This is a genomic window from Thermococcus gorgonarius (assembly GCF_002214385.1).
In the GTDB taxonomy this organism is placed as follows: domain Archaea; phylum Methanobacteriota_B; class Thermococci; order Thermococcales; family Thermococcaceae; genus Thermococcus; species Thermococcus gorgonarius.
On record NZ_CP014855.1, the window covers coordinates 465,641 to 484,728 of the forward strand.

Below are 19,088 nucleotides of genomic sequence, written 5' to 3' on the forward strand. Positions count from 1 at the left end.
GCATCCTTACGGTCATTATAAACTGTCCTAGAGTAAAGCCTAATATACTTCCCTTTCGCTTTATCTCCGGTGATACCATGGAGCGCTACATACTCTCACTTGACGAGGGGACAACTTCTGCTAGGGCAATAATCTTCGACAGGGAGAGCAACATACACGGCATCGGCCAGTACGAATTCCCGCAACACTATCCGAGGCCCGGCTGGGTGGAGCACAACCCAGAAGAAATCTGGGAAGCTCAGATGAGGGCAATAAAAACCGCCATTGAGCACGCTAAAATAGAGCCGAACCAGATAGCCGCCATTGGAGTAACCAACCAGCGCGAGACAACGATTGTGTGGGACAAGAGTGGAAGACCACTCTACAACGCGATAGTCTGGCAGTGCAGGAGAACGGCTGAAATGGTCGAGGAGATAAAGCGCGAATATGGAAACCCCATTAAGGAGAAGACCGGCCTCGTTCCTGATGCATACTTCTCGGCGAGCAAGCTCAAGTGGCTCCTCGACAACGTTCCCGGCCTGAGGAAGAAGGCTGAAAAGGGCGAGGTTCTCTTCGGAACTGTGGATACCTTCCTCATCTACCGCCTCACGGGGGAGCACGTTACCGACTACTCCAACGCCTCAAGGACGATGCTCTTTAACATCAAGAAACTCGACTGGGATGAGGAGCTTCTCGAGCTGTTTGATATTCCTGAGGAGGTTCTTCCTGAAGTCAGGGAGTCTAGCGAGGTCTACGGCTACACCAAGAAAGAACTCCTCGGTGCAGAAATCCCGGTAAGCGGAGACGCCGGCGACCAGCAGGCGGCTCTATTTGGCCAGGCGGCCTTTGAGACTGGAATGGTGAAGGCCACCTATGGGACGGGGAGCTTTATCCTGGCCAACACGGGCAAGATGGTGCGCTACTCGGAGAACCTGCTCACCACCATCGCATGGGGTCTCAAAGGGAAGGTCAGCTACGCCCTTGAGGGGAGCATCTTCGTAACCGGCGCCGCTGTCCAGTGGCTCCGCGATGGGATAAAGATCATCAAGAATGCCGCCGAAACTGAAGAGCTTGCCACCAAACTTGAGAGCAATGAGGGAGTTTACTTTGTGCCGGCCTTCGTCGGTCTCGGTGCGCCGTACTGGGACCAGTTCGCGCGCGGGCTGATAATAGGGATAACGCGCAGTACCGGCAGGGAGCACCTCGCGAGGGCAACACTAGAGGCGATAGCATACCTTACGAGAGACGTCATTGAAGAAATGGAGAAGCTCGTTGGAATCAAGGAGCTCCGCGTTGACGGGGGAGCGACTTCAAATGACTTCCTCATGCAGTTCCAGGCAGACATCTTGAACAGAAGGGTCATCAGACCCGTCGTGAAGGAGACCACCGCCCTCGGGGCGGCATATCTGGCAGGCCTCGCAGTCGACTACTGGGGCGGCCTCGACGAGATAAAGAGCCTCTGGAAGGTAGAGAAAGTCTTTGAGCCTAAGATGGACGAAGAAACCAGGGAGAGGCTCTACCGTAGCTGGAAGGAGGCAGTGAAGAGGGCGATGGGCTGGGCGAAGGTCGTTGGTTCTTGATTAACTTTTTATTTGTCTATACTGAAAATGGGGCAACGTTTTTATTCAGAAGTGCGATTTTTAGACGGTGGGCGTATGATAGTTGATCTATCCCTTCCTCTCGGCGAGGATACCCCGGTTTACCCCGGTGATCCTGAGATACGTGTAAGACCTTGGGCATTTATCGATAGGGACGGCTACTACATGAACTCTCTAAAGATGGGGGAGCACTCGGGAACCCACGTGGATGCACCCGCTCACTTTATCCCCGGTGGAAAGACCGTGGATGAACTTCCACTTGAGAAGTTTATTGGGAGAGCGTTTGTAATTGACGTCCGCTCCTCCACTGAGGGGCCGGTTACCCTCGATGAGATTCCCGACTCGGGGTACAGGAACAGGATAGTCCTCTTTCTAACCGGTGGAAGGGAGCTTTCCCCTGAGGTGGCCCTCTTTTTGGCCTCTGAGGGGGTTAAGGCCGTTGGAACCGACGCCATGAGCATAGGTAATGAGAGCGTTCACGTGATACTCCTCTCGGAGGAGATCCCGATTTTTGAGAATCTAACCAACTTGGAAGAAGTGCTTGGGATGGAATTTGTTTTTATAGCTCTCCCCCTCAAAATAGAGGGCGGATCCGGGAGCCCCGTTAGGGCAGTTGCCATCCTTGAGGAGTGATCATTCCTCTTCTTCGCCTGTGCTCTTTTCGATGATGCTCTTAAGAGCCTCGGCCAGTTTCTCGTTCCTGTCTCTGAGCTTTCTGTTCTCTTCTTCCAGTTTTTCAACTTTGTCCCTGAGTTTTTTCAGCTCTTCGATAAGTGGCGTTACCTTGGATTTCGGTATGTATTCGGATTTCATGTTTTTGATTATTGAAAGGGCCTCTTCCAGGTTAGCTGCCCCGGTTATCTCCAAGAGTCTTTTCTCAACAGTTGAAAGCTTCCCAGAGCGTTTTTCGTACTCCAAAACACGCTTCTCGAGCTCTTTAACTTTTCTATCCATTTCCCTGTACTTCTCTAGTTCCTCCTTCAGCAGCCTTATTTCCTCCTCCCTGGCTTCAAGTGCCTTCTTCAGTTCGTGGTTCTTCACCACGAGCTTCTCGTATTTCTCCAGAAAGCCTTTGACTGAATTGGTGAGTTCAGTAGTGGTTCCGACCAGCGAGGAGAATAGCTTGCCCTCGATTTCAGATATTCTCCTGTCCACTATCTCGTTTACCTTTTCTTCGATTATTTTCGAGTACTGCCTTTCTATCTTGGATGGCTCGGGTACTCCAAGCTGAAGGCGCTCCTCCAGCTCGTTTATCCTTGGTATTAGGCTGCTAACTCCTTCAACAAGAACCATCTTTCTCTGGAGTTCCTCAACGTTTGCCTCCAAAGATTTGATGCGCTTTTCCAGGGACGAATCCCTTTCCCGCATTTCTGTTCTTGTGGAATCCAGATTTTGCTTGAGCTTCTCTATTTTCTCAGCGAGTGCGTTCTTCTCAATGTGGAACTCCCTTATTAATGCAGCCAGGGCTTGAAGAGAGAGAAGGGAGTAGTCTCTGAGCTCCTCCGCCTCCGGGATGATGGCCTTTACTGTGTCCCAGTCCCTAAGCGTCTTTAGCTCGGAGAGAATCTCGACGTGCCTTTCCCGGAGGTAGTCCCAGGTTATCCCTTGCCTTCCCTTGTCGAACATGCCCCATCGATCTGGAATAGTTCTCAAAATTTAAATAGATTTTGTGTAGGTTGATACATTCGAGGGGAGTAACTCAACCGAAAGATTTATAAAGTCACACCGGGGAGTATAAGTCGGTACGGCGGCCATAGCGGCGGGGTTACACCCGGTCTCGTTTCGATCCCGGAAGTTAAGCCCGCCTGCGTTCCCGGGTGTACTGCCCTCCGGGAGGGGGCGGGAAACCGGGAACGCCGCCGGCCACTATCTTCTCCATCAGCTTTTTAATTGGAGCAGACTATCTACTCACATGAGCGACCCCTATCTGGAACTCGTGGGTCTCCTTGGAATTCATGAGAGAAAGGAACCTCTGTCAGCTGAAAGACGGGCCAGGGAGTTTTTGAAGCACCTCCAGGAACTGAAACCCGGGGACGAGGCTACCGTTAGGGGTTTTCTTCTTCTCAGGATTCCCCCAAATGCTCCCAAAGATGCAGTCTACTACATTCTCGCTCCCTTACCTCCCGGTGAGCTTAGAAAAGCTGGATATCAGTTTCCAAGGGCTTACGCCGTGGTAAGGATAGATGACAAAACCGAGATAAAGGGGCGTTTGAGCTCTGGCTCATACGTAGAGGTAAAGGCCATTGTAGATGCCTACCCGTGGGGGAACCTAAAACTCCTCCGGGCGTTGCGTGTTAGTACCCTCCAATACTCCCAATACTGGGCTCAATACCGGGATCTCATGTTGAAGCCCAAGGAAGTGGAGGAGCTCATTGATGAAACAGTACACACCACAAAGAGCTTTCGAGACGCTCTCCTTTACTCTATCTACGGTGGAACTCCTCTTCTTGAGTCGCCAACCGGGTGGGGTGAAGGAAGCGAATTCTCTCTCCTGAGTAGCAGGAAGAGAGAAGTGGGTTTAGTTACGATGTGGCGCATTCTCCGGGTTGTTCATTCCCTCTTCCCCTGGGAACTCCAGCTTAGGAAGGAGAGAAAGCTTCAATACTCTGATCCCTTCTTTGACTTGGATTTTACTGTGATTAACCCCAACCAAGAACCCTTCAGATATTACGTTCCCGGTTCCCCTTTGAGGATTTCAAAGTTTGCCCAGAGAGCCCTTGAGGGCAAGAACGCTATAGGTTTGTTGTCCCTGCCGAAGCGTGCCAGTCCGGTTGATGGGCTGGTCAGTATGGCGGAATTGCCCTTTGTTTTTATACCCCAGGAGGACGAGAGACCGTACCTCCAGGACACTAAGTTGCTCTCCAAGTTCATGCCGAATCTGATAGCCACGATTTTCATCGAGCGGGAGCGGTACGGAAGTGTTTCAATCAGGGACAGCGAGGTTGAAATCCTCAGGAGGAAGTTTGAGGAATGGCTTATCGAAAAGAGGGAAGAATACGGTTGGAAGTTCGATGTTTTGACGATCCCAGGGGCTGTTTTGGACATCAGAAGAAGGTATGAGCTGACCCTTCGGCTCTTTGGCTCGGTTGGTCGTTTTAGGGGCAGGCTTGGACGGAATGAGGTTAGGACTGTTATGGAGGTGAACGAGGAAATTTTAAACGACTGGATGGTGGTTGTTGATAGCCTCCCCCAGAGCGAACTTCAGAAACTTCTGAGCCTTAAGGAATACCGGTTATACTTGCCGGCTGACAGGCGGATCGCCAAGGCCCTCGAAATCTTCAGGGACATCGAGGCAACCACGTTGAGCGGTGAAGTCGACAGGGTGGAGTTTCTGGATGCCCTTCTGAAGTTCGGTTTTTCCAGAGAATGGGCCGAGAGAACACTGGAAAGGCTCATAAAGGAGGGATACATTTACGAGCCTGCAAGAGGAAAGCTTAAACTGGTGAGATGAATGGGTAAAAGGGAACTCAGGGCAAGAGAGCAGAGGGAAAAGAAAAAAATAGCCGCGGAGAGGGTTGACGTTCTCTTCACTCTGGCTGAGAGGGTCTTTCCGTATGATAGAGATCTGGCCAAGAGATATGTTGAGATAGCCCTTGCCGTCCAGCAGAAGGCCAAAATCAGACTCCCCCGGAAGTGGAAGCGGAGATACTGTAAGAAATGCCACTCCTTCCTCGTACCAGGTGTTAACGCGAGAGTCCGGCTCAGGAGCAAACCCTATCCCCACGTTGTAATAAAGTGCCTTGAGTGTGGCAACATAATGCGCTATCCCTATCTGAGGGAGAAAAAGGAAAGACGTAACTAGGTCTTCGATTCCTCTGCCTCGGCAACGGCTATTTTCATGAGTCCGTCCATGACGCTCTTCATTACGAGCTCGCTCGTGTCCTTTATCTCGCTGAGCTTTGCTTTTATCAACTTCCTGAACTTGGGGTTATGAACCGCTATCTCGGGTAGCTTTAGAGAGGCCATAAGGATGGGTGCGGAGCCGGACTACGTTGGACTTGTAATAAGCAGAAACTTTGAGAGACTCGTCAGGCTCAGGAGAAAAAGACAGCAGAGCATGGCCAGCTTTATTGGCATAATCTACGGTTTAACGGCTTCGTTTGCATTCGCCCTTGCCGCCTCGTTCCAAGTTGCCTACAGTATCAATACCCTTTTTGGTCAGCTGAACGTACCTACCGAGTACATTGGGGACATCATTCATGTTATCCCTCCTTCGGGAATGACCTTTGTCATGTACGTCATGCTCACAATAATGATAGTTCATTCTCTGCTTTCGGCCGTGTCAATCAAAGTCGCTGATGGAGGACACGTCTACGTTGCGATGAAATACTTTGTCATCCTTCTCTGGATATTCGCCGCCGGCATGTACGCAGGCCAAGTTTTGATGGAGAAGATGATGAATCTCGGAAGCGGTTCAACTCAGGTGCTTGCTGTACTCTTCCAGAGCCTTTGACCAAAATTGTGATTAAGCCTTCGTCTTAGATAAGATACGGGAAGAACCATGGAGGACGAGAGGAAGAAATGGGAAAAGCTGGTCGAAGCCCTTGAGATTGAGGGCATTATACGCGATTCCCGGGTTAAAGAGGCCTTTCTTAAAGTTCCCAGATATCTTTTTGTCGAGGGCAGATACAGAAAATACGCCCATCTGGACGAGCCCCTTCCGATCCCAGCGGGACAGACCATCTCAGCCCCCCACATGGTGGCGATAATGCTTCAGCTGGCCGATTTAAGGCCCGGAATAAACGTTCTGGAGGTCGGAACGGGGAGCGGGTGGAACGCCGCTTTGATAGCCGAGCTCGTAAAGACCGACGTTTACACCGTTGAGAGGATTCCGGAGCTCGTTGAGTTTGCAAGGAGAAATCTGGAGCGCGCTGGCTACTCGGATAGGGTTCACGTGATTCCAGGAGACGGCACCAAGGGCTTTCCACCCAAGGCTCCCTACGACAGGATAATAGTCACCGCCGGAGCACCTGAGATTCCAAAACCGCTGATAGAGCAGCTCAAGCCCGGGGGAAAGCTCATAATCCCAGTGGGGAGCTACCACCTCTGGCAGGATCTCCTGGAGGTTATAAAACGTCCCAACGGCTCGATAAAGATTAAAAACCATGGCGGCGTTGCATTCGTGCCCCTCATCGGGGAGTATGGATGGAAAGAGTAGCCCGAGCGTTTAAGTTTTTATATCCTGCACTAACGGATATTGGCTATGATGAGATTGGCCTTTGGGGTCATCGATGCCCGGGATCGACGGCCTGAGCCACTCCGTCAAATTTTTAAGCCTTCTCCTTTTAGTAACCCTCGGGTAGATTAAGTTGTGGGGGTGATTGAATGCCAGCGATCGAGGAGGTCACCGTGAGGAGCTTTGAGAGGATAGGCATGCACTCCCACATAAAGGGCCTCGGCCTGGACGAGAACGGAAAGGCAAAGTTCATGGCGGACGGAATGGTCGGGCAGGTTAAAGCCAGGGAAGCCGCTGGAATAGCGGTCGAGCTCATAAAGCGCGGCAAGCTCGCTGGAAAAGGTATCCTGCTGGCGGGGCCGACGGGAAGTGGCAAAACAGCTATAGCGATGGGCATAGCGAGGGAACTCGGTGAAGACGTCCCCTTTGTCCAGATTGCTGGAAGCGAGATCTACTCCTCCGAGATCAACAAGACCGAGTTCCTCAAGCAGGCCATGAGGAGGGCGATAGGCGTTAGAATAAGCGAGGAGAGGAAGGTCTACGAGGGTGAAGTCAGGGAGATAAAGATCAACAAGACGAGGCATCCCTTCAACCCCTACATCGAGGTTCCGGAGAGCGTTCTCATAACCCTCCGCACGAAGGACGACGAGAAGACGATACGGGCCGGCAGGGAGATAGCCTACCAGCTCATGGAGATGGGTGTTGAGGAGGGCGACGTCATACAGATCGACGCCGAAACCGGCAGGATCTCCAAGGTAGGTACAACGAAGGAGGAAGAGGGGCTCTTCTTTAAGAGGAAGGTCAACCTGCCGAGCGGACCGGTTCTTAAGATAAAGGAGTTTACCTACACGGTTACGCTCCACGACTTGGACGTTGCCAACGCCCGCGGAAACATCTTCGGCCTGCTCTTCAGCACCGGGGCGGAGATAAGCGACGAGATAAGGCAGCGTGTTGATGAAACTGTAAAGAAGTGGATAGAGGAGGGCAGGGCAACGCTCGTCCCCGGCGTCCTCTTCATAGATGAGTGCCACATGCTCGACATAGAGGCCTTCTCGTTCCTAGCTAGGGCGATGGAGAGCGAGCTGGCTCCCATACTCATCCTGGCCACGAACAGGGGCATGACGACCATCAGAGGAACGGACATAAAGGCCCCGCACGGAATCCCGATAGACATGCTCGACCGACTTTTGATAATCAACACCGAGCCCTACAAGAAGGAGGAAATCCGTGAAATCGTCAAGATCCGCGCCAGGGAGGAGAAGATAGAGATAAGCGAAGAGGCCATAGAATACCTGGCAGAACTCGGTGAGAAGACCAGCCTGCGCTATGCAGTCCAGCTCCTGGCACCGGCGAGCGTTCTGGCCAGGGGCGGGAAAGTAGAGAAGGAGCACGTAGAGAAGGCCAAAGAATACTTCGCCGACCTCAAGAGGAGCATAAACTTCGTGGAGAAGCTCGAAGGCATGCTCCAGTGAGCATTTCTTTCCATTCCCTCCTATTCTATTATGCCTAATCTACCCATGTCCCCACAAACCGCTAGAGATGGATGAGGCCAGCTTTAAAAAGCGCACACAGGACGTCAAAGAAAGCCGAACCAAGCCAGTGGAGGAGGAAGCTCTGGAAGAAGCTCTTCCCTTTCAGGTCCATCCAGGCAAAAACCAGGCCTGCGAAAAATGAGTATGGGATTTCGGGGAGTGGTTTCCCGATGTGGACGAGGGTGTAGGGAACGTCCTGGGCGAATATGGCCAACCATCTGTTCTTCTCCGCGAGCGGGAACAGGAGAAACCCCCTGAAAAAAGCCTCGTGGGCGAGCATAACAACGCCAATAACCAGCTCTTTTTCGAAGAAGCTCACCCAGCCCAAATAAGCAAAGCGGGGGTAGTAGTTTCTCATTGATGGAACAAAGAGCCCTCCAAAGCTTGCAACAACGGCAAGGATCATCACAAGCCCGAAAATTTTCCAGTTGTCGTCTGGTAGTCTTAACCCCAATTCCTCCGGTCTAAAACCAAAGGCGGAGGAAACTGCCAAGGGGACTAGAAAGTACCAGAACAGAAGCCATGCCGCCCAGCGCTCCAGGCTCCCAACGAAAAAGCGCGGAATAAACGAGATGGGTAGCAGGATGATAAAAAGGGCGTAGGAGTTCCTGCGGAGGATCATCAATCACACCATGAAGCTGATGGTTGTCGTGCTGGGGTACCTCCTGACTTCGATGCCGCGGTTGGCAAAGGCTATGCCTATCTCAAGCGGCCTGTTCGGATTTGCTCTCCTTACAACCCTGATCCCTATCTCGTTTTCCAGCCTGTCTTTGTTAAGCCTTGAAACGTATGAATACAGCAGACTGACGAAGTTCCTGTAATCGTGCATCTCCTCCAGAAACTCCCTCTGCTCGGGGTTCAGGTAGGGGTAGACGTATTGGTCAAAAAACCACTGGAATGTTCCCAATGTTTCGGATGAATAAACGAACAGCAGCTTGTAGAATTCTTCGTTTTTGTTTCCAAACACTGAGTCCATGTACGGAATAGCCCTCCCAAGAATCCTGCTCGCCTCGCTGAGGTTCAGGTTAACCAAGTTCAGTCTCAGGTCGCTACCCCTGAGCTCTAGGAGTATATACCTTCCCCCAAAATCCATGTAGATTTGATTGTAAAACAGGACGGATTCTCTGGGTTTGTACGTCATCTGCTGGAGTATCTTGGCAAGGCTGCCCTCTATCCGTGCCAAAAGATGCGGCTCGCCGATGAACAGCGTTTCAACTCCTCCAACTAAGTCAACGTATACAACTTCCCTATCCAGAACAAATTCAACTTCCCTTCTCCAACCGGGCAGGTTGTATTTAGTTAATACTGAAAGATCCACTAGTGACACTTTGACCTCTTTCTCCAAGCCGCCAAATCTCTTTTTCAGAACGAGAACTGGGTGGTACCCGCTGGCGGGATTCAGAGGGGACACTGGAATGTCTCTCACTTTGATCATGGCGATTAGTGCCTTTTTTATCTTCTCTCTATCCTGCTGGGAGAACCTCTGCGTTAAGTCCTCGACGAGTCTCTCCAACCTCCCCCTGAGTCTGACTTCCATGATCCCACCGGGAGGTAGATTGGAAGAAAGGATATAAAAGGATTAGGAAGTCTGCTCCTCTTCGCCAGCTTCTTTTGTGTCCTCCTGAGGTTTTTCCTCAACGATCTCTTCGGAGGATCCAGCGTCCTCCTCCTTAGTGCTTTCGCTGACTTCCTCTACCTGAGACTCGGCTGCCTCCTCATTAGTTTTCTCTGACGCTTTTTCAGAGACCTCTGTTTCTTCGCTACCTTCCTCTTTTTCCGCCTCTTGCGGCTTTAGAAGTTCCTCAACTGTGGGCTTGAACTTGACCTCTTCGTATCCTATGAACTTGAGGTCGCTTTCAAGAAGTATCTCCCCCAGCACTAGAGTGTTTCTATCGACTTCATCGAGCACGGGCCTGAAGTCAACGGTTACGTCTTTCTCCCCAACTTCAATGACAACTTTTTCCAGCGGTATCCTGGGCAGACGGAGCTCTATAAGAGCCTTGACTTTCTCTATAGGATCCTCCACTTTCTCCGTTACCTCAACTTCATAGACCAAGTGCTTGCCCGCGTAGGGGTGGTTGAAATCGATCCTAACTCTGCCACCGCTCACGGTGAGTATTCGTCCCTTAAGCTTCCTTCCATCGCCGGTTTCGAGCTCTATCGGCATTCCCGGGATTGGGTATATCCCTGCCCTCCTAAGCTGGCCCAGAGTGAAGACCTTGATGAGTTTAGGATCTCTCTTTCCGAAACCCTTCTCGGGGGGAATAATTATCTCATACTTCTTTCCAACTTCTAGGCCTTCAAGCTGTTCATCCAGTCCCTGAATTACGTGACCTGCACCGACCGCTATAGGGACGGGCCCATAAACGCCGTTCTCTTTGTATATGCCTGCTTCTTTTGCTATTTCCTCCTCGGTAGTGTCAAAAATCTCGCCCGTCTCTTTTATTCTTCCGGTGTACTTGAGCCGAATAACGTCCCCTCTCTGGATCTTTGTCATTTTCCCAACCTCCATCCTTTTCTACTCCCAGTTATGGAGGTGGTTTTTAAGCTTTCCCGCATCGATAAACTAATAAAAAATCCTGCAAAACACCGCGCGGTGGTTAGCATGGGGATAAAAATCTACAACACCCTAACCAGAAAGAAAGAGGAGTTCATGCCGCTCAGAGAGGGCGAGGTTAGGATGTACGTCTGCGGGCCGACGGTTTACGATTACCCCCATCTCGGCCATGCGAGGACCTACATAGCCTTCGACGTTGTGAGGCGCTACTTCGAGCACAAAGGATACACTGTTCTGATGGTCATGAACTTCACGGACATCGATGACAAGATAATCAAGAGGGCCAATGAAACCGGTGAGGATCCGAAAGAGCTCGCCGAGAAGTTTCTAAGGTACTTCCTTGAAGACATGGCTGCCTTGAAGGTCAAGCCTGCAGACATCTATCCTCGGGTTACAGAGCACATAGATGATATTATTGAATTCATAAAAAAGCTCCAGGAAAAGGGCTACGCATACGAGGGTTCCGATGGCGTTTACTTTGAAGTTAGGAAGTTTAAGGACTACGGAAAGCTGAGCAAGATAAAGCTGGAAGACCTTGTTAAAGGCGCAAGGGTAGAGCCGGGCGAAGGGAAGAAGAACCCGGAGGATTTTGCCCTCTGGAAGAAGGCAAAGCCGGGAGAGCCCAAATGGGAGAGCCCCTGGGGTGAGGGAAGACCCGGCTGGCACATTGAGTGCTCCACGATGAGCACAAAGTACCTCGGAGAGAGCTTCGACATCCACGGCGGCGGAAGTGACCTTATATTCCCCCACCACGAAAACGAGATTGCCCAGACGGAAGCGTGCACCGGCCACGAGTGGGTCCGCTACTGGATGCACACCGGCTTTCTGATGGTCAACGGCGAAAAAATGAGCAAAAGCCTAGGAAACTTCATCACTATTAGGGAAATACTGAAGCACTATGACCCTGAAGTCGTGAGACTCTTCGTCCTGCAGAGGCACTACCGCTCGCCGCTCGACTACACTGAGGAGGGCATGGAGCACGCTAAGAACAACCTTGAGCGCCTGTATAACACCCTTGAAAACATCCGCGTGGCGATGGAGAGGGCCGAGATTTCCTTCCGCTGGGAGAAGCCGGAATTTGAAGCCTATGAGGCGATAAGGGAGGCAAGGAAAAAGTTCTACGAGGCGATGGACGATGACTTCAACACGGCCGAGGCTCTGAAGGCCGTCTTCGAGGCCAGCAACTCAATCAACCGCTATTTAACCCAGGTAGAGACGCCGAAGGAGAGCATCCTGAGGAAGGCCTGGGAATTCTTCAAGGTTGTGAGCGAGGTCTTCGGGATCTTCGAGGACTACTTCATGGAACAGAAGGCAGGCCAGGAGGAAGAACTCATAAAGCTCCTCATAGAGGTGCGCACCCAGCTCAGGAAGGAGAGAAACTTCGCCCTGGCGGACAAGATAAGGGCCGGGCTGAGGGAGCTTGGGATTCAGCTCGAGGACACGCCGCAGGGAACTGTCTGGAAAAGGATCAAGGTTTGAAGGTTTCTTTTTCCCTTGTTATTTATAAACTTCCTGAAAAGAAATTAAAACAAAGAATTATGGAACCTGGAAGATCCTCACGGTGTTTGTTCCAACAGTTTTTCCAACAGGTGCCCCCTTGGTAAGGAGCACGGTGTCGTCTTCCCTGGCAAGGCCGAGGCCCTTTATCAGGCTGATTATTTCGTTCTCGTCGTGGCTCTCAATAACAAATGGATACACCCCATAGCTGAACATCAACCCGTTGGCAACTTTCTCATCGCTCGTGAACGCGAGGATCCACTGCTTCGGCCTGAAGCGGGAGATCAGACGGGCGGTGTAGCCGCTTTTGGTGGGAGTTAGGATGTATTTGGCATCAACAACCTGAAGGGCCTCTATTATGCTCCTCGTGATGGCGTCCTTTATGGTCCCCTTCTTTGGGATTTTTTCCTTCCACTCCAGCATTCTCACATTGCCAAAGCTTTCTCTGTATGCCTCTGTAGCCCTGGCTATCTTTGCCATCATCCTAACTGCATCAACGGGATACTTTCCAACGGCAGTCTCCTCGGAGAGCATAACCGCATCGGCACCGTCAAGTATTGCGTTTGCCACGTCCGTGACCTCGGCCCTGGTTGGGAGTTTCTCCACAGTCATGCTCTCAAGCATCTGGGTGGCCACTATAGTGGGTTTACCCGCCATTACAGCTTTCTCTATGAGCCTCTTCTGAAGAATGGGGAGCTTTTCAATGGGTATCTCGACACCTAGGTCGCCCCTGGCTATCATTACACCATCTGAGGCTGATAGTATCTCCTCGAAGTTCCTGATGGCATCAGGTCTTTCTATCTTTGATATCACAAACATCTTAGCCCCCTGCTTTTCAATGAAACTCCTAACCTTGAGAACGTCATAGGCAGAACCAACAAAACTGATTCCAACCGCATCCACCTCGTTTTCAGCCATGAACCCGAGGATCTCAAGATCCTTCTCTGTCACGGCCTCCAGCGGAATTCGAGCATTTGGTATGTTTATTCCCTTGTGAGAGTACAGTACTCCTCCAACAATAACCTTACAGACGACATCTGGCCCCTCTACTTTGACCACTTTAAGGACAATGAACCCATCGCTGAGATAGATAACATCGCCGGGAGATACAAGTTTGGGGAGGTCTTTGAACTCTACCGGGATTAATCCTTCCATCCCCTCAACGTCCCTTACTGTAAGGGTCACTGTCTGGTTGCGCCGGAGCTCGACCTTCCCTCCAATTATATTTCCTACCCTTATCTTAACCCCCGGAAGATCCCCCAGTATCGCAACTCTGCGACCGAGACGTTCTGAAGCCCTTCTTATCTTCTCAATTCTCTTTTTGTGTTCCTCAAATGTGCCGTGCGAGAAGTTTATTCTGGCAACACTCATTCCAGCTTTTATCAGAGCTTCCAGCGTCTTAGAATCATCCGATGCCGGCCCAATAGTGGCAATGATTTTTGTCTTGTGTGAGGGTAGTCTCATGATATTCTCACCGACTTTTCTATTTTCATATTAGATTTAACTCTTTTTGGTGATGTCGTTTGGATTATCCATATCGTATTGTAAAATATATAATTAGATCTCCCTAACATTATTTCCAATGTATCTCGCGGAAAATACTGAGAATTGTTACTTTTAATAATTGTATTTTCTATGAATTATCAATATTCATTGCTAGAAATAACTTTGTTTAGGTATAAAAATTGATAAATTCATTAGTTATATTATTAATTACTTATAAAATTATTTTTACACACAATAGCCAACATTAAAAAATCCAAATTTTTTAATACTTTGATCAGTGATATTAACAAAACTTCACATTCGAAACCATGTAGAAGCGTCCCCAAACACATGTTCGTGGGGTCATGATATTTGTCATATGCTCCGGTCTTAACACCAAAATTTCATAATACTATTAAAGGTAGTTATAGGAGACAAGTGATATCCCGAGAGAACGGTATATGTACGTATTGGGCCCCTGCGAGCCGTTGGTATCACAATACATCCATCAAAAAGACGCGTGTTTTTAATCTTCATGGGCCTCACCAGGTAGGGCAGAGAAAGCTCTCCTTCTGGAGAGATACGCTAAGTTCTCCCAAACGGGCTGGTATCTATTCTGCTTGACTGAAACTTCAGGGGTCTCCAACTATAAGCTGTTTGGTCACTCAAATATCTGGCAGTGAACCAAGAAAACAAAACTCCTCCTTACCACACAAAAATCTCCCCCTTTTTATGTATGTGTTTGTACATTAAATTTGGATATAATGTACCTTATATCCAAATTACACGAACATAAAAGTACATTAAATCGGGAGAAGGTGAACGCAACCTCGAAAGCGGATTGAAGTAATTCTAACCATCTAAACGGTAAATCAGTGCCCATTAGTTTGGAGGTGAGCTCTCGTGTCTTTGTGTCAAAGCCAAAACAGTGCTGTGGGCGACATCTCCCGTGTAAAGAAAGCCAGTTATAAATTGCTGCCGATGGCTGGAAGATATTAGAAGGATTGAGTTGTGATGTTGAGATTTAGTCTCTGGTGTAGGTCATAATACAAGGGGTCTAGTAAAATGCCGCTGACTCGGCCAGTCAGCTAAAGGCTCAGGGGGTATTAACATACTGTGGGCTGAGGGAATACACTAGCGCGCAATTTCAGTATCTACCCATCGCTTTGTCCTGATGGATACTCGTTGGACATCCCATCGGGGTATGCCAATCGCATTATAACCATCTTTAATTGTAACCCAATTTTGTGATAAAGATGCCGGCTCTTACAGTTCAAAAACCCGTGTCCTGGAAGGCTCGTGTGTTTCAGTGTTTCGAACCCCTGAACAGGGCCCACCCCGCCCAAATAGCTATATACATTGTGCCAATATTACCACCCAACATAGTTGAAAATCAAAAAAATACTAATATTACTGATAGTAATTTCAATATAATCTGGTCTATACAACATATTAACAATTAGGAACTGTCCTAATACTAACTTATTAAAATATATAGGAAATTAGACATATTAGAAGTAATTTCATTAAAATTTCAAAAAGTCAAAATTCACTGAAAATTTTGAGAGTTGATCCACAGAATATAGAGAGAGCAAAAGAGCGAGAAAAAAGCCGGAAAAAGGCATTAAAGCCTTTATATGTTTTCTTCGCGCTCTTTCTCTTCTATAAAGGCAATTACGTTATCCACTATCTGCGGGGCCAGTCCGATGTAGTTCTCTGGCTTTAGAGAAGCTATGTCATCATCGCTGAGGAACTTTCTAACTTCTTCACTTTCCTTCACGACCTCGAGGAGATCCCTCCCCTCGCGGAAGGCTTTCATAGCCAATCTCCTTACCAATTCATGCGCCTCCTGCCTTCCCATGCCTTTCTCAGTGAGCTTGAGCATCAGAGGCTCGGCCATTATCAGGTTGTTAGTCATGTAGAGGTTGCGCTTTATGTTCTCAGGGAAGAACTCGAGACCACTCAGGACTTTTATAGTGGTTTTTAGCATCTCGTCAATGAGAACGAAGCTCTCAGGGAGAATGACTCTCTCCACCGATGAGTTCGTCAGGTCCCTCTCGTGCCAGAGCGGGTTGTTCAGCAGGGCCGGAATCACGTTGGAGTAGAGAACTCTCGCCAAACCGCTCACCTTCTCGCTCCTTATGGGGTTCCTCTTGTGGGGCATTGTGGAAGAACCTACCTGCCTCTCACCAAAGGGCTCACTGACCTCCAGGATTTCGGTTCTCTGGAGGTTTCTAATCTCCAAGGCAATCTTGTCGAGGGTGGAAGCGACGAGGGCCAGGAAGGCCATCAGCTCTGCGTAAACGTCCCTCTGGATTATCTGGTTGCTTATCCTCACGGGCTTGAGCCCGAGGTCTTCCATGACCAGCCTTTGTATCTCAAGTCCCTTCTCCTCGAAGCTCGCCATAGTTCCGACTGCGCCACTCATCTGGCCGACGAGAACCCTCTCCTTGAGTTCGTTGAGCCTGTCGATGTGCCTCTGAACCTCATCGAGCCATATTGCGAACTTCATTCCATAAGTGGTCGGAACGGCGTGCTGACCGTGGGTCCTGCCAATGCAGACGGTGTACTTGTGCTCCTTTGCGAGTTTTTTCAGAACGGAGCGGAGTTCTTTCAAGTCCCTCTCGACTATTTCAAGGCTCTCCTTTATGAGGAGTGCGTTGGCGGTGTCTATGATGTCGTTTGAGGTAGCGCCGAGGTGGACGTACTTCCCGTGCTCGCCGCAGATCTCACTTAAAGCTTTGACGACCGCCATTATGTCGTGGTGTATCTCGGCCTCTATCTCCTTGACACGCTCAAGTTTGACCCACTTCGTGTTGGCCCTCTCGGAGATAACGCGGGCGCTCTCCTCGGGTATGTTCCCCAGCTTTGCGTGTGCCCTCGCTAAAGCCGCCTCAACGTCGAGAAGCTTCTGGAGTTTGTTTTCCTCGTCCCATATGAGGCGCATCTCTTCGCTCCCGTACCTGTAATCTATGGGGTGGACGGCCATTTTTATCACCATTATAATGTCAATATTCCGAACATTTAAATCCTTCTTTGACTTTTAAATGTTAAAACGTCTCCCCTCTAATTCTAGAGCCTCGGGCATATGCATGGGGAAACCGAAAAGTATTTAACCCTATCTCGGCGATAGGCTAACGACAAAACTTCCGGAGGTGCCAGAAATGGCTGAGGAGCACGTTGTCTACATCGGAAAGAAGCCGGTTATGAACTACGTCCTGGCCGTTATAACCCAGTTCAACGAGGGTGCCAAGGAGGTCACTGTGAAGGCTCGCGGTAGGGCTATCAGCAGGGCCGTTGACGTCGCCGAGATCGTCAGGAACAGGTTCCTCCCAGAGGTCAGGGTCAAGGAGATCAAGATCGGCACCGAGGAGCTTCCGACTGCCGACGGCAGGACTGCCAACACCTCGACCATCGAGATAGTTCTTGAGAAGCCGTGAATTGATTAAATCCTTTTCCTTTTACTCTCATGCCTTTTGCTTCAAAGTTCTTTGAATTTAATATTCCCCTCCCAACTTCTAACGGTGACTTAGATAATAACCAATGAGGAGGCCCTGGCAATTCTCCATACGATTGAGGACGAATCCAAGTCAATAACTCAGATCTCCGAAGAACTTGGATTTCCCCTCTCCACTGTAAGCTACCACATCGACAGGATGCTACGGGTGGGGCTCGTTGAGGCCGCGGGGGAAGAAGTATGGGAAGAAACTTCGGGAGGTAAGGCTCTACCGGGCTTCCAATAGGTTCATCCTAATAGTCCCGCGCCTTGACGCAGGCAGGGTCACCAAAGAGCTTCCCTCCTCGAAAAGCTGCATGTAATAAGCTTGGACTAGTGTCTTTTCTGTCTATTGCATCCAGCAGGTTCCTTTGATCCTATGTCGTTGAAAATGTCTTGAAGTTCTTCAGTACCGATAATGAGTCTCAGATCTATATCCAGTGTGAACATTTACACGCCCGTTACAACTGCTCCTAATAACGCAACGATAAGCACTACCCCAGTCGGGAGTGGCAGAAGCGGGCATTCCCCGCTGTATTTAGCCGTGTTGGTGTTTATCAGTACTTTTCTAATATCTTACTGGCTCCTTAGGAGAAGATCCCAAAACGTTTTTAAGTTTCCTCCATGAAACTCCCCTGAAGAGGTGGTACCATGGCAGAGATCACCGTGGGTCAGATAGTCAAGAGAAAAGCAGTGCTTGTCAGGCCCGATGATACAATTCATAAGGCTGCTCGAATACTAGCCCGCAACAAGGTAGGGAGTGCCGTTGTCGTTGATGAGAACGAGGAAATCGTTGGAATAATAACCGACAGGGACATCCTCGACAAGGTCGTGGCCAAAGGGAAGGATCCAAAGAATGTTCTCGTTAAGGAAGTAATGACTAAGAAGCCTGTAACCATAGAGGATGACTACACGATTCAGGACGCCATTGATAAGATGATGGAGAAGGGCATTAGGAGACTTCTCGTGACCAGGCTCGGAAAGCCCGTCGGATTCGTGACTGCAGCTGACCTGCTGGCGGCTCTTAACACTTACAATCACGAAGAAGAGGAGGAAAGTAAAGAGGAAACCGAAGTCTATGGAATCTGCGAGATCTGCGGCCAGTACGGACCCCTCTACAAGGTCTACATTGAGGGAGGAGAAAAGTGGGTGTGCGAGAGCTGCAAGGACTCACTCAACCTATGATTCCCTTCAGCTCTTTCATAATTCTATCGAGGATTATCCCAAACTCCGCGTTTCTGTTCTCGACGCTTAGAGTGTGAAGCTGCCCGAGCGGTCTGAACTTGTCGGCCAGTTTTCTGTGGACGACTGCCAAAAGGGGCTTCTCCGACTTTAGGACTTCTCCAACAGCCCTAATAAACTCGTCGCTCTTGTACTCCATTGGGCCGATTTCGTCGATAACTATTAGATCGGCCTCGACCAAAGCGCGTTTTATGGCGGGAACGGCGACGCGCTCGATCTCATCAACGTGGACGACGTACTTCCCGAAGGGAACTCCTGGCAGGTGGGACGTCCCCCTGATGCTCGCTAAGGTTCCCTCTTCACCGGTATCAAGGGCGATTATCTTGAACCCTACGCGCCTCCCGCCCCTGCGCACTTCCCGAGTTATAATCCCACCGACGATGTAGCCCCAGCGGTCAACTTCTTTGGCTACCCTTTCGACGAGGGTTGTCTTCCCGACACCTGCCGGGCCCGTCACGAATATCCTCAGCACCATTTGGCTCACCGAAGGAGCTTTAAGTTCTTCCCTTAAACCCTTTGGGGTGAT

General features: G+C 49.9%; 19 protein-coding genes, 1 rRNA gene and 1 pseudogene. 13 read left to right on the plus strand and 8 right to left on the minus strand.

Annotated features, from left to right (window positions below; translation table 11 throughout):
- The first annotated feature begins 77 nt into the window (after window positions 1-77).
- Window positions 78-1,559, plus strand: a complete 1,482-nt coding sequence (glpK, locus tag A3K92_RS02665) for a glycerol kinase GlpK (RefSeq protein ID WP_088884800.1) — start codon at window positions 78-80, stop codon at window positions 1,557-1,559.
- Between the two features lie 75 nt (window positions 1,560-1,634).
- On the plus strand, window positions 1,635-2,210 hold the full coding sequence (locus A3K92_RS02670) for a cyclase family protein (protein WP_088884801.1): 576 nt from the start codon (window positions 1,635-1,637) through the stop codon (window positions 2,208-2,210).
- On the opposite strand, the gene A3K92_RS02675 is transcribed toward A3K92_RS02670, so the two are convergent.
- Window positions 2,211-3,203: a V-type ATP synthase subunit I domain-containing protein gene (locus A3K92_RS02675; RefSeq protein ID WP_088884802.1), complete on the minus strand. Its 993-nt coding sequence runs from the start codon at window positions 3,201-3,203 to the stop codon at window positions 2,211-2,213.
- Window positions 3,204-3,320: 117 nt separating this feature from the next.
- On the opposite strand from A3K92_RS02675, the gene rrf reads away from it, so the two are divergent.
- The 3 genes from rrf (at window position 3,321) to A3K92_RS02690 (ending at window position 5,379) form a co-directional block, all read left to right on the plus strand.
- Window positions 3,321-3,442 (plus strand): 5S ribosomal RNA (rrf, locus tag A3K92_RS02680).
- A 47-nt stretch (window positions 3,443-3,489) separates the two neighbouring features.
- Window positions 3,490-5,028, plus strand: coding sequence for a hypothetical protein (locus tag A3K92_RS02685; RefSeq protein ID WP_088884803.1), 1,539 nt, complete (start codon window positions 3,490-3,492; stop codon window positions 5,026-5,028).
- On the plus strand, window positions 5,029-5,379 hold the full coding sequence (locus tag A3K92_RS02690; RefSeq protein ID WP_088884804.1) for a ribonuclease P protein component 4: 351 nt from the start codon (window positions 5,029-5,031) through the stop codon (window positions 5,377-5,379).
- On the opposite strand, the gene A3K92_RS09380 is transcribed toward A3K92_RS02690, so the two are convergent.
- A complete protein-coding gene (locus A3K92_RS09380; RefSeq protein ID WP_157722416.1) occupies window positions 5,376-5,543 on the minus strand; it encodes a hypothetical protein in 168 nt (55 codons plus the stop codon). The two genes, A3K92_RS02690 and A3K92_RS09380, sit on opposite strands and share 4 nt — an antisense overlap.
- Between A3K92_RS09380 and A3K92_RS02695 the strand changes: the two are divergent.
- The 3 genes and pseudogenes from A3K92_RS02695 to A3K92_RS02705 form a co-directional block, all read left to right on the plus strand.
- Window positions 5,530-6,030 (plus strand): annotated as a pseudogene (locus tag A3K92_RS02695) (archaellar assembly protein FlaJ); the annotation flags it as partial. The gene A3K92_RS09380 and the pseudogene A3K92_RS02695 overlap by 14 nt on opposite strands.
- 48 nt (window positions 6,031-6,078) lie before the next feature.
- Window positions 6,079-6,735 (plus strand): protein-L-isoaspartate(D-aspartate) O-methyltransferase, encoded by a 657-nt coding sequence (locus tag A3K92_RS02700; RefSeq protein WP_088884805.1) that lies wholly within the window; start codon window positions 6,079-6,081, stop codon window positions 6,733-6,735.
- Window positions 6,736-6,902: 167 nt separating this feature from the next.
- The gene (locus A3K92_RS02705; protein WP_088884806.1) at window positions 6,903-8,225 is read left to right on the plus strand and encodes a RuvB-like helicase; all 1,323 of its coding nucleotides are present in this window, start codon (window positions 6,903-6,905) and stop codon (window positions 8,223-8,225) included.
- A gap of 61 nt (window positions 8,226-8,286) precedes the next feature.
- Here the strand turns inward: A3K92_RS02705 and mrtA are convergent, their stop codons facing one another.
- The 3 genes from mrtA to A3K92_RS02720 are packed head-to-tail and all read right to left on the minus strand — an operon-like array spanning window position 8,287 to window position 10,782.
- Window positions 8,287-8,907 carry a CPBP family archaeomyxosortase MrtA gene (mrtA, locus tag A3K92_RS02710; protein ID WP_088884807.1) on the minus strand — a complete coding sequence of 207 codons (621 nt, stop codon included), beginning with the start codon at window positions 8,905-8,907 and terminating at the stop codon, window positions 8,287-8,289.
- A gap of 3 nt (window positions 8,908-8,910) precedes the next feature.
- A complete protein-coding gene (locus A3K92_RS02715) occupies window positions 8,911-9,822 on the minus strand; it encodes a hypothetical protein (RefSeq protein WP_088884808.1) in 912 nt (303 codons plus the stop codon).
- A gap of 42 nt (window positions 9,823-9,864) precedes the next feature.
- Window positions 9,865-10,782, minus strand: coding sequence for an FKBP-type peptidyl-prolyl cis-trans isomerase (locus tag A3K92_RS02720; RefSeq protein ID WP_088884809.1), 918 nt, complete (start codon window positions 10,780-10,782; stop codon window positions 9,865-9,867).
- A gap of 108 nt (window positions 10,783-10,890) precedes the next feature.
- Between A3K92_RS02720 and cysS the strand changes: the two genes are divergently transcribed.
- Window positions 10,891-12,321 (plus strand): cysteine--tRNA ligase, encoded by a 1,431-nt coding sequence (gene cysS / locus A3K92_RS02725; protein ID WP_088884810.1) that lies wholly within the window; start codon window positions 10,891-10,893, stop codon window positions 12,319-12,321.
- A gap of 57 nt (window positions 12,322-12,378) precedes the next feature.
- On the opposite strand, the gene pyk is transcribed toward cysS, so the two are convergent.
- Both pyk and purB read right to left on the minus strand, forming a co-directional pair.
- Window positions 12,379-13,803 carry a pyruvate kinase gene (gene pyk, locus A3K92_RS02730; RefSeq protein ID WP_088884811.1) on the minus strand — a complete coding sequence of 475 codons (1,425 nt, stop codon included), beginning with the start codon at window positions 13,801-13,803 and terminating at the stop codon, window positions 12,379-12,381.
- Window positions 13,804-15,457: 1,654 nt separating this feature from the next.
- On the minus strand, window positions 15,458-16,813 hold the full coding sequence (gene purB, locus A3K92_RS02735) for an adenylosuccinate lyase (protein ID WP_088884812.1): 1,356 nt from the start codon (window positions 16,811-16,813) through the stop codon (window positions 15,458-15,460).
- A 175-nt stretch (window positions 16,814-16,988) separates the two neighbouring features.
- On the opposite strand from purB, the gene albA reads away from it, so the two are divergent.
- From albA to A3K92_RS02750, 4 genes are all read left to right on the plus strand, one after another.
- Window positions 16,989-17,264, plus strand: a complete 276-nt coding sequence (albA, locus tag A3K92_RS02740) for a DNA-binding protein Alba (protein ID WP_010477671.1) — start codon at window positions 16,989-16,991, stop codon at window positions 17,262-17,264.
- Between the two features lie 162 nt (window positions 17,265-17,426).
- A complete protein-coding gene (locus A3K92_RS09540; RefSeq protein ID WP_335755195.1) occupies window positions 17,427-17,567 on the plus strand; it encodes a hypothetical protein in 141 nt (46 codons plus the stop codon).
- Window positions 17,500-17,643: a hypothetical protein gene (locus A3K92_RS09545; RefSeq protein ID WP_232460901.1), complete on the plus strand. Its 144-nt coding sequence runs from the start codon at window positions 17,500-17,502 to the stop codon at window positions 17,641-17,643. Before A3K92_RS09540 ends, A3K92_RS09545 begins: the two co-directional genes overlap by 68 nt.
- A gap of 328 nt (window positions 17,644-17,971) precedes the next feature.
- Window positions 17,972-18,505, plus strand: coding sequence for a CBS domain-containing protein (locus A3K92_RS02750; RefSeq protein ID WP_088884813.1), 534 nt, complete (start codon window positions 17,972-17,974; stop codon window positions 18,503-18,505).
- Here A3K92_RS02750 and A3K92_RS02755 read toward each other — a convergent pair.
- A complete protein-coding gene (locus tag A3K92_RS02755) occupies window positions 18,495-19,037 on the minus strand; it encodes an NTPase (RefSeq protein WP_088884814.1) in 543 nt (180 codons plus the stop codon). The genes A3K92_RS02750 and A3K92_RS02755 overlap by 11 nt on opposite strands.
- Window positions 19,038-19,088: the final 51 nt, after the last annotated feature.

Coding starts and splice junctions, on each gene's coding strand:
- glpK (WP_088884800.1), top strand. CDS start 78: ATGGAGCGCTACATACTCTCACTTGACGAGGGGACAACTTCTGCTAGG.
- A3K92_RS02670 (WP_088884801.1), top strand. CDS start 1,635: ATGATAGTTGATCTATCCCTTCCTCTCGGCGAGGATACCCCGGTTTAC.
- A3K92_RS02675 (WP_088884802.1), bottom strand. CDS start 3,203: ATGTTCGACAAGGGAAGGCAAGGGATAACCTGGGACTACCTCCGGGAA.
- A3K92_RS02685 (WP_088884803.1), top strand. CDS start 3,490: ATGAGCGACCCCTATCTGGAACTCGTGGGTCTCCTTGGAATTCATGAG.
- A3K92_RS02690 (WP_088884804.1), top strand. CDS start 5,029: ATGGGTAAAAGGGAACTCAGGGCAAGAGAGCAGAGGGAAAAGAAAAAA.
- A3K92_RS09380 (WP_157722416.1), bottom strand. CDS start 5,543: ATGGCCTCTCTAAAGCTACCCGAGATAGCGGTTCATAACCCCAAGTTC.
- A3K92_RS02700 (WP_088884805.1), top strand. CDS start 6,079: ATGGAGGACGAGAGGAAGAAATGGGAAAAGCTGGTCGAAGCCCTTGAG.
- A3K92_RS02705 (WP_088884806.1), top strand. CDS start 6,903: ATGCCAGCGATCGAGGAGGTCACCGTGAGGAGCTTTGAGAGGATAGGC.
- mrtA (WP_088884807.1), bottom strand. CDS start 8,907: ATGATCCTCCGCAGGAACTCCTACGCCCTTTTTATCATCCTGCTACCC.
- A3K92_RS02715 (WP_088884808.1), bottom strand. CDS start 9,822: ATGGAAGTCAGACTCAGGGGGAGGTTGGAGAGACTCGTCGAGGACTTA.
- A3K92_RS02720 (WP_088884809.1), bottom strand. CDS start 10,782: ATGACAAAGATCCAGAGAGGGGACGTTATTCGGCTCAAGTACACCGGA.
- cysS (WP_088884810.1), top strand. CDS start 10,891: ATGGGGATAAAAATCTACAACACCCTAACCAGAAAGAAAGAGGAGTTC.
- pyk (WP_088884811.1), bottom strand. CDS start 13,803: ATGAGACTACCCTCACACAAGACAAAAATCATTGCCACTATTGGGCCG.
- purB (WP_088884812.1), bottom strand. CDS start 16,813: ATGGCCGTCCACCCCATAGATTACAGGTACGGGAGCGAAGAGATGCGC.
- albA (WP_010477671.1), top strand. CDS start 16,989: ATGGCTGAGGAGCACGTTGTCTACATCGGAAAGAAGCCGGTTATGAAC.
- A3K92_RS02750 (WP_088884813.1), top strand. CDS start 17,972: ATGGCAGAGATCACCGTGGGTCAGATAGTCAAGAGAAAAGCAGTGCTT.
- A3K92_RS02755 (WP_088884814.1), bottom strand. CDS start 19,037: ATGGTGCTGAGGATATTCGTGACGGGCCCGGCAGGTGTCGGGAAGACA.